The organism is Streptococcus pseudopneumoniae, assembly GCF_038148935.1.
GTDB lineage: Bacteria > Bacillota > Bacilli > Lactobacillales > Streptococcaceae > Streptococcus > Streptococcus pseudopneumoniae_U.
Genome location: NZ_JBBJZX010000091.1, coordinates 1 through 7724, shown reverse-complemented (window position 1 = coordinate 7724; position 7724 = coordinate 1). Strand labels below are relative to the sequence as shown.

7 protein-coding genes are annotated in these 7724 nt (G+C 41.7%); 2 read left to right on the top strand and 5 right to left on the bottom strand.

Annotation, left to right across the window (positions count from 1 at the left end; translation table 11 throughout):
* Positions 1–113: 113 nt before the first annotated feature.
* Positions 114–836, top strand: a complete 723-nt coding sequence (locus WKI42_RS08710; protein WP_368081711.1) for a pseudouridine synthase — start codon at positions 114–116, stop codon at positions 834–836.
* A 111-nt stretch (positions 837–947) separates the two neighbouring features.
* Entirely contained in the window at positions 948–2282 is a 1335-nt protein-coding gene (gene pepC / locus WKI42_RS08705) for an aminopeptidase C (RefSeq protein WP_368081710.1), read from the top strand.
* 55 nt (positions 2283–2337) lie between these two features.
* On the opposite strand, the gene WKI42_RS08700 is transcribed toward pepC, so the two are convergent.
* The 5 genes from WKI42_RS08700 to WKI42_RS08680 form a co-directional block, all read right to left on the bottom strand.
* A complete protein-coding gene (locus tag WKI42_RS08700) occupies positions 2338–3249 on the bottom strand; it encodes a PTS system mannose/fructose/sorbose family transporter subunit IID (RefSeq protein ID WP_173274990.1) in 912 nt (303 codons plus the stop codon).
* Between the two features lie 23 nt (positions 3250–3272).
* On the bottom strand, positions 3273–4076 hold the full coding sequence (locus WKI42_RS08695) for a PTS mannose/fructose/sorbose transporter subunit IIC (protein WP_173274991.1): 804 nt from the start codon (positions 4074–4076) through the stop codon (positions 3273–3275).
* Positions 4077–4101: 25 nt separating this feature from the next.
* Complete coding sequence (locus WKI42_RS08690; RefSeq protein ID WP_368081709.1) at positions 4102–5091, bottom strand: PTS sugar transporter subunit IIB; 990 nt, start codon at positions 5089–5091, stop codon at positions 4102–4104.
* 236 nt (positions 5092–5327) lie between these two features.
* A complete protein-coding gene (adhP, locus tag WKI42_RS08685; protein ID WP_000649185.1) occupies positions 5328–6347 on the bottom strand; it encodes an alcohol dehydrogenase AdhP in 1020 nt (339 codons plus the stop codon).
* Positions 6348–6723: 376 nt separating this feature from the next.
* On the bottom strand, positions 6724–7536 hold the full coding sequence (locus WKI42_RS08680) for a Cof-type HAD-IIB family hydrolase (protein ID WP_368081708.1): 813 nt from the start codon (positions 7534–7536) through the stop codon (positions 6724–6726).
* Positions 7537–7724: the final 188 nt, after the last annotated feature.

The window sequence follows — 7724 nt, the reverse complement described above, 5'->3', positions numbered from 1 at the left end:
TTTTGAGGTTGCAGATGAAGTTGACGCGGTTTGAAGAGATTTTTGAAGAGTATGAAACGAAAAGGAGGTTGGTCATTGTACCAGCCTCCTTTTGAGTATGATATAATAGTTCTATGAGATTAGATAAATTTTTAGTTGCCTGCGCTGTGGGGAGTCGGACTGAGGTCAAAAACTTGCTTAAAGCTGGGCGCGTGACGGTAAATGGTAAAAAAGAAAAATCAGCTAAGTTGCAGATTGATGAAGAAATAGATGAGATTCGCTTTGATGGGCAAGTGCTAGAGTATGAAGAATTTGTCTACTACATGATGAACAAGCCCCAAGGAGTTATTTCAGCGACTGAGGATCCCAAGCACAGAACTGTTCTGGACTTGCTGGATGATATTGCTCGGAGCAAGGAAGTTTTCCCAGTAGGGCGCTTGGATATTGATACGCATGGACTCCTGCTCCTGACCAATGATGGTCAGTTGGCTCATGCTCTTCTTTCACCTAAGCGTCATGTGGACAAGACTTATCTGGCTCAGGTTAAGGGAATTATGACTCAAGAAGACGTAGAGACATTTGCTAAGGGTATTCCTCTCAAGGATTTTACCTGTCAGCCTGCTAGACTGGAGATTATTTCCATAGATACAGAAAAGAATCAAAGCCAAATCCGTGTGACCATTGCAGAAGGGAAGTTCCATCAGGTCAAGCGTATGGTGGCTTACTGTGGCAAGGAAGTAGTAGACCTACAGCGTTTGACTATGGGAACTCTGATTTTAGATGAGAACTTGCAAAGAGGGGAATGGCGTCGCTTGACCAAGGAGGAGTTAGAAGCTCTCTTTGCTAGTATTGCTTAATTGGGTTTATGTTAGAAAAAGGTGAGGAAGAATATCCTTGCCTTTTATGTTTTTCAGTTGCTTACTTTGTGAAAAGAGTTATAATAGACTGTAGAATAAAAGGAGGAATCTATGAACGCGATTCAAGAATCATTTACTGATAAACTATTTGCTAACTATGAAGCAAATGTAAAATACCAAGCGATTGAAAATGCTGCTAGCCATAATGGAATTTTTGCAGCCCTAGAACGTCGCCAAAGCCATGTAGACAACACACCTGTTTTCTCATTGGATTTGACCAAGGACAAGGTAACAAACCAGAAAGCGTCTGGTCGTTGCTGGATGTTTGCAGCTCTTAACACATTCCGCCACAAACTTATCTCTCAATACAAACTGGAGAATTTTGAGTTGTCACAGGCTCATACTTTCTTCTGGGACAAGTATGAGAAATCAAACTGGTTCTTGGAGCAAGTGATTGCGACTGCAGACCAAGATTTGACGAGCCGTAAGGTTAAATTCCTACTTCAAACACCTCAACAAGACGGTGGACAGTGGGATATGGTCGTTGCCCTCTTTGAGAAATACGGTGTCGTGCCTAAGTCAGTTTACCCTGAGTCCGTTTCATCTAGTAGCAGTCGTGAGCTAAATGCCATTCTCAACAAATTGCTTCGTCAAGATGCTCAAATTTTGCGTGACTTGCTTGCTTCTGGCGCAGACCAAGCGACTGTTCAAGATAAGAAAGAAGACCTCTTGCAAGAAATCTTTAATTTTCTTGCTATGTCTTTAGGACTTCCACCACGTAAATTTGACTTTGCCTATCGTGATAAGGATAACAACTACCAAAGTGAAAAGGGCATCACACCACAAGAATTTTACAAGAAATATGTCAATCTTCCTTTAGAAGACTACGTTTCTGTTATCAATGCTCCAACTGCTGATAAACCTTACGGAAAATCTTACACAGTTGAGATGTTGGGGAATGTGGTTGGTAGCCGTGCAGTTCGTTACATCAATGTTCCAATGGAGCGCTTGAAAGAATTGGCGATTGCCCAAATGCAAGCAGGTGAGACTGTTTGGTTTGGTTCTGATGTCGGCCAGCTCAGCAACCGCAAAGCTGGAATTCTTGCGACAGATATTTATGACTTTGAATCAAGCATGGACATTAAACTCACTCAAGACAAGGCTGGACGTTTGGATTACAGCGAAAGTTTGATGACCCACGCCATGGTCTTGACAGGTGTTGATTTGGACGAAAATGGCAAATCAACCAAGTGGAAGGTTGAAAACTCATGGGGAGACAAGGTGGGTACCGATGGTTACTTTGTTGCCTCAGACGCTTGGATGGACGAATACACTTACCAAATCGTTGTCCGTAAGGAATTGCTGACAGCAGAAGAACAAGCTGCCTATGGAGCAGAACCAATTGTACTTGCACCATGGGATCCAATGGGAGCCTTGGCTGAATAAAAGCATAGAAAAAAGGAATCAGATTTTAGAACCTGGTTCCTTTTAAGTTGCTTGATTACATGATGTGAAGAACATGTGCCACAATACCCACTGCGAAGAGGGCAAGGATAATAGTGATTGGAGATACTTTTTTCTTAAGCAAGTACATGCAAAGTAAAGTAAGGAGTAGTCCTGATAGTCCAGGGATCAACATATCCAAGTTTTGTTGGAAAGTAGTAACTTTTTCAGGTGTTTGAGACAATCCTTGTCCTACTTGTGAGAATGCTTCTTGGATACCTTTAGATCCTTCTGGCAATTTATCCCAATGGATATAAGCTTTTTCATCTAGTTGAACTTTGGCAACATCGAAAGCAAATTTAATATTTACCCAACGTTGAACAAGGACAGCAAGAATGAACATACCAAGGATAGAAGCACCTTTAGTGATGTCTTGAAGGATACCGCCAGACATATCTTTAGTGATTTCTGATCCAGCCTTGTATCCAATCTCTTGTGTATACCACAAGAATGACATACGAATCAAGTTCCATGCAACAAAGAAGAGGAGTGGACCTAAGATATTACCAGTAAGGGCAAGTGAAGCACCGAGTGATCCAAGGATTGGGCGTACTGTAAACCAGAATACTGGGTCACCGATACCAGCAAGAGGTCCCATCATACCGATTTTAACCCCTTGGATAGCAGCATCATCGATCTCAACACCGTTAGCACGTTCTTCTTCAAGTGCAAGAGTAACCCCCATGATTGGAGCGGCTACGTATGGGTGAGTGTTGAAGAACTCAAGATGGCGTTCAAGAGCAGCGATTTGATCTTCTTTTTTAGTGTAGAGTTTTTTAAGAGCTGGAATTAATGAGTAAGCCCAACCCAAGTTTTGCATACGTTCATAGTTCCAAGAACCTTGTAAGAAAGTTGAACGCCACCAAACTTTTTTACGATCTGATTTAGTTAATTGAAGTTTTTCAGTCATGATGTTTTCAGTCCTTTCTTATCTTAGTAATCTTCTAGGATATCGCCGATTGGGTCGTTAGAAGTTGCGGCTCCTCCGCCACCATTTCCACCAGTTTTAGAAAGGTGAAGGTAGATAAGAGCGATAGCAACACCGATAGCACCAAATCCGATTAGAGTAATATCTGATACGGCAGCAAGCACGAAACCGATAGCGAAGAATGGCCATACTTCACGAGTTGCCATCATGTTGATAACCATGGCGTAACCAACGGCAACAACCATACCACCACCGATAGCCATACCATCTTTGAGCCAATCAGGCATAGCATTTAGAATACTTTGTACGGTTTCAGTTGGTACCATTAGAAGGAGTGCTGCAGGGACTGCAATACGAAGACCTTGAAGAAGAAGTGCGATAAAGTGAGCGCGTTCAACTGCTTTAAAGTCACCTTTTTTAGCAGAAGCATCAGCAGTGTGAACCAATCCGACAGAGAGTGTACGGACGATCATAGTTAAGAATAGACCAGCAACGGCAAGAGGGATAGCAACCGCTTGGGCAACACCGATACCTGTCTTAGTAAAGTCGCCACCAAGAACCATGATAATGGCAGCAGCAACAGAAGCAAGAGCAGCGTCAGGAGCTACGGCAGCTCCGATGTTAGCCCAACCAAGGGCAATCATTTGAAGAGAACCACCAAGTATAATACCTGCTTCTAAGTGACCTGTTACAAGCCCAATAAGAGTACAAGCTACAAGTGGTTGATGGAATTGGAACTGGTCGAGGATACCTTCAAGACCTGCTAGGAAGGCTACAACGACTACTAAAACCATAGAAATAATAGACATCTTTAAAATCCTTTCATAAAATCGATTATTGTACGTTTGCTTTATTGATCAAGTCAAACAAATCTTTTTTGGTGTCGTTTGGTACTTTACGTACGTCAAATTCAACATCGAGGTCACGCATTTTTTCAAATGTAGCAACATCTTCTTTGTCCATAGACAAAACGTTGTTGACCATTGTTTTACCTGTTGAGTGAGCCATAGAACCAACGTTAAGAGTCTTGATTGGCACGCCACCTTCGATAGCACGAAGGGCATCTTGAGGTGTTTCAAACAAGATAAGGGCATGTGTTTCTCCGAAACGTGGATCTTTTGAAACCTCAATCAGTTTTTGAATTGGAACCACGTTAGCCTTGACATTACCTGGAGCTGCTTGTTTAATGAGCTCTTTACGAAGGTCGTCTTTAGCCACGGTATCTGAAGCAACGATGATACGATTTGCTTTTGAATCTGGAGTCCAAGCAGTTGCAACCTGACCGTGAAGTAGACGTGTGTCAAGACGGGCAAGGTTGATTTTGAGTTTACCGTCTCCGATGACAGTTCCTTCTGGGATAGCAGCTTGGGCAACTGGAACAGCTGCAGCGCTTGCTACTTCCTCAACTGGGTTTAGCTCTTCTGGAAGAGCTTTGATGCCATCTTTGGCTTCTTTAATAATATTCGCAGCGACTTTTTCTACACCTGCAGCAGCGTCCATGAGGCGCTCTGTATAGGCTTGAATCAACATCGGTAAATTAAGTCCTGTGATGATGGCAAACTTACGTTCAGGATTTTCTCCCATCACGCGACTAGCTTGGTTAAATGGAGATCCACTCCAAAGGTCAGCCAAAACTAGAACCTCATCTTCTGCGTCAAATGCAGCAACAGCGTTATTAAACTTAGCGTATAGATCATCAGGACCTTCATTTGGCATAAAGGTTACAACTTGAACCTTTTCTTGTTCACCAAAGATCATAGATCCTGACTGATGAATACCCGCAGCAAATTCGCCGTGGCTCGCAATAATGATTCCGATACTCATTATTGTCATTCCTCCTTTTTGTTGTTTCAGTTTTCATTTAAGAAAACTTTAAGACTTTTTAAGTATAAACCGTTTTCATCTAAAAATCAACTATTTATCATAAAATAATTAAAAAGATTACATCTGAAAATATTGATATATTGAGTTTTGGAGAAGTTTTTTTGAATCCTTATTTAAAAATTTAATATAAAAAAGTTGGAAGCGCATTCCAACTTTTAAAATAGGTTTTTATTAGATTAGTGGGTGAAGTCGAGTACCATACGTCCTTGGATTTGACCTTTTTCCATTTCGTCGAAAATGGCTACGGCATCTTCTATTGGACGTTTTTGAACAACTGGAACTACCAAACCTTCTGCACCGAATTGGAAGGCTTCTTCCAAATCTTTACGAGTTCCTACAAGAGAACCGATGACTTGGATTCCATCTAGAACGGTTTTTACGATACTTAGTTCCATCATTTCAGAAGGAAGACCAACAGCGACGACGCGACCACCGGCACGAACTGAGTCAACAGCCTGGTTGAAGGCAACTTTAGACACAGCAGTTACGACAGCTGAATGAGCTCCACCATCAGTTTTTTCCTTGATGAGTCCAGGTACATCTTCAACTTCGAGGCCGTTAATCACAATGTCAGCGCCTACTTCTTTTGCAAGGGCAAGTTTGTCGTTATTGATATCAACTGCGATGACATGAGCATTGAATACTTTTTTAGCGTATTGAACAGCTAGGTTACCAAGTCCACCAGCACCGTAAAGAACAACCCATTGACCTGGTTCAACTTTGGCCTCTTTAATAGCTTTATAGGTTGTTACACCAGCACATGTGATAGAAGAGGCTTGGGCTGGATCAAGTCCGTCAGGAACTTTGACAGCATAGTCTGCAGTTACGATACATTGTTCAGCCATACCACCATCTACTGAGTAACCAGCATTTTTTACTGTACGGCAAAGGGTTTCGCGACCAGTTGTACAGTATTCGCAAGTGCCACATCCTTCAAAGAACCAAGCAACGCTGACGCGGTCACCGACTTTAAGGCTTTTCACATCTGGGGCAATTTCTTTAACGATACCAACACCTTCGTGGCCAAGAACACGTCCTGGTACTTGACCAAAGTCACCATGAGCAACGTGGAGATCGGTGTGGCAAACACCGCAGTATTCAATTTCTACAAGTGCTTCCCCAGTTTCAAGTGGACGGAGTACTTTTTCTTCAACAGCAACACCAGTGCTTTCTGGATTTACAACAACAGCTTTCATAGCTATCCTCCTTTATATTGACCGAGAACAGGGACAACGGGACTGGATTGATTTTGTTTCAACAGAGTCGAGTGTGACGAGCTCTCTTGTTTTTATATGTGAAGTATATCACAAAAGAAAGCCTTTTCCAAGGTTTTGGGGGTAAAAAATAGAACAATCGATTAACTGGTTGATGAGACTGTGAAAAGAGCACAAAGACCAGCTCGCAAGCTGGTCATATTCTTCGAAAATCTCTTCAAACCACGTCAGCTTCGCCTTGCCGTATATATGGTTATTGACTTCGTCAGTTTCATCTACAACCTCAAAGCAGTGCTTTGAGCAACCGATGGCTAGCTTCCTAGTTTGTTCTTTGATTTTCATTGAGTATCAGTATGGACTATAAGAATAAGTCTTGTAGGGTTTTGGCAACTCCGTCTTGGTCATTGGTCAAGGAAATTTGCTCATCGGCATAAGGGAGTAGCTCTGGATTGGCATTTTTCATGGCATAGCCCTTCCCAGCAAAAGCGAGCATTTCGGTATCATTGTGTTCATCTCCAAAGGCAATCAAATCTTTTTTGTCGCGGTTCATTACCTTGAGCAAGTAGTCCAAAGCAAAGGCCTTATTGACACCTTTTGGGGTACACTCAAGGATATTGAGCGGACCTCCCCAGGTATTGATAGACAGTTGATGCTGGTAGAAGGCGTTCATTTCTTTTGCCAAGGCATATTTGTCACTGGCTCTGGTCTGTAACAGAATACAGTTAGGATCCTTGGTTACTAACTCTGGCTGAAATTGATCTTCAGGCTGGAAAGCTTCCACACCAAATAGTTTAGGATCGGCAATTTCTTCATTGGGATTTGTGATGTAGAATTTTTTACGGTATTCTCCAGCGATAAAATCGGCTTGAATGTCCTCAGAACGTCGAACCATGTCTAGCAGATATTTTTTGTCTACCGTCAAACACTTTTCAAAGTCCCAAACTTGGTCTGGCAAATGAGTAAGGGAGCCGTTGAAATTAATCATAGGAGTGTCTAAGCCTAGTTCACGGTAGAAATCTTTTGACATGCGGTAAGGGCGACCTGTCGTAATAATAACCTGATGGCCTTTTTCAGCAACTTTTTTTATGGTTTCTTTGGTAAAGTCAGAAATTTGACTGTCTGAGTTGAGCAGGGTTCCATCCAGGTCAACTGCAATAATTTTTTTCGTCATAGGGACCTTTCTAGTGTCTTTTCAGATAAGATGTCTACTATTATAACAGAAAGCAGGCAGAAAAGCAGATTCGAAACCAAAAAAGAAATTTCATCAATTTCTTAAATAAATCAAATAAAGATATTGAAAAAGTGAATGATAAATGATATAATTCTATTATTGTTCGTAAAAATTAAAAGGAGATTGAT

Bases quoted from the DNA above. Each gene is read 5' to 3' on its own strand.
- WKI42_RS08700 (WP_173274990.1), bottom strand. From the start codon at position 3,249: ATGACTGAAAAACTTCAATTAACTAAATCAGATCGTAAAAAAGTTTGG.
- WKI42_RS08710 (WP_368081711.1), top strand. From the start codon at position 114: ATGAGATTAGATAAATTTTTAGTTGCCTGCGCTGTGGGGAGTCGGACT.
- adhP (WP_000649185.1), bottom strand. From the start codon at position 6,347: ATGAAAGCTGTTGTTGTAAATCCAGAAAGCACTGGTGTTGCTGTTGAA.
- pepC (WP_368081710.1), top strand. From the start codon at position 948: ATGAACGCGATTCAAGAATCATTTACTGATAAACTATTTGCTAACTAT.
- WKI42_RS08680 (WP_368081708.1), bottom strand. From the start codon at position 7,536: ATGACGAAAAAAATTATTGCAGTTGACCTGGATGGAACCCTGCTCAAC.
- WKI42_RS08690 (WP_368081709.1), bottom strand. From the start codon at position 5,091: ATGAGTATCGGAATCATTATTGCGAGCCACGGCGAATTTGCTGCGGGT.
- WKI42_RS08695 (WP_173274991.1), bottom strand. From the start codon at position 4,076: ATGTCTATTATTTCTATGGTTTTAGTAGTCGTTGTAGCCTTCCTAGCA.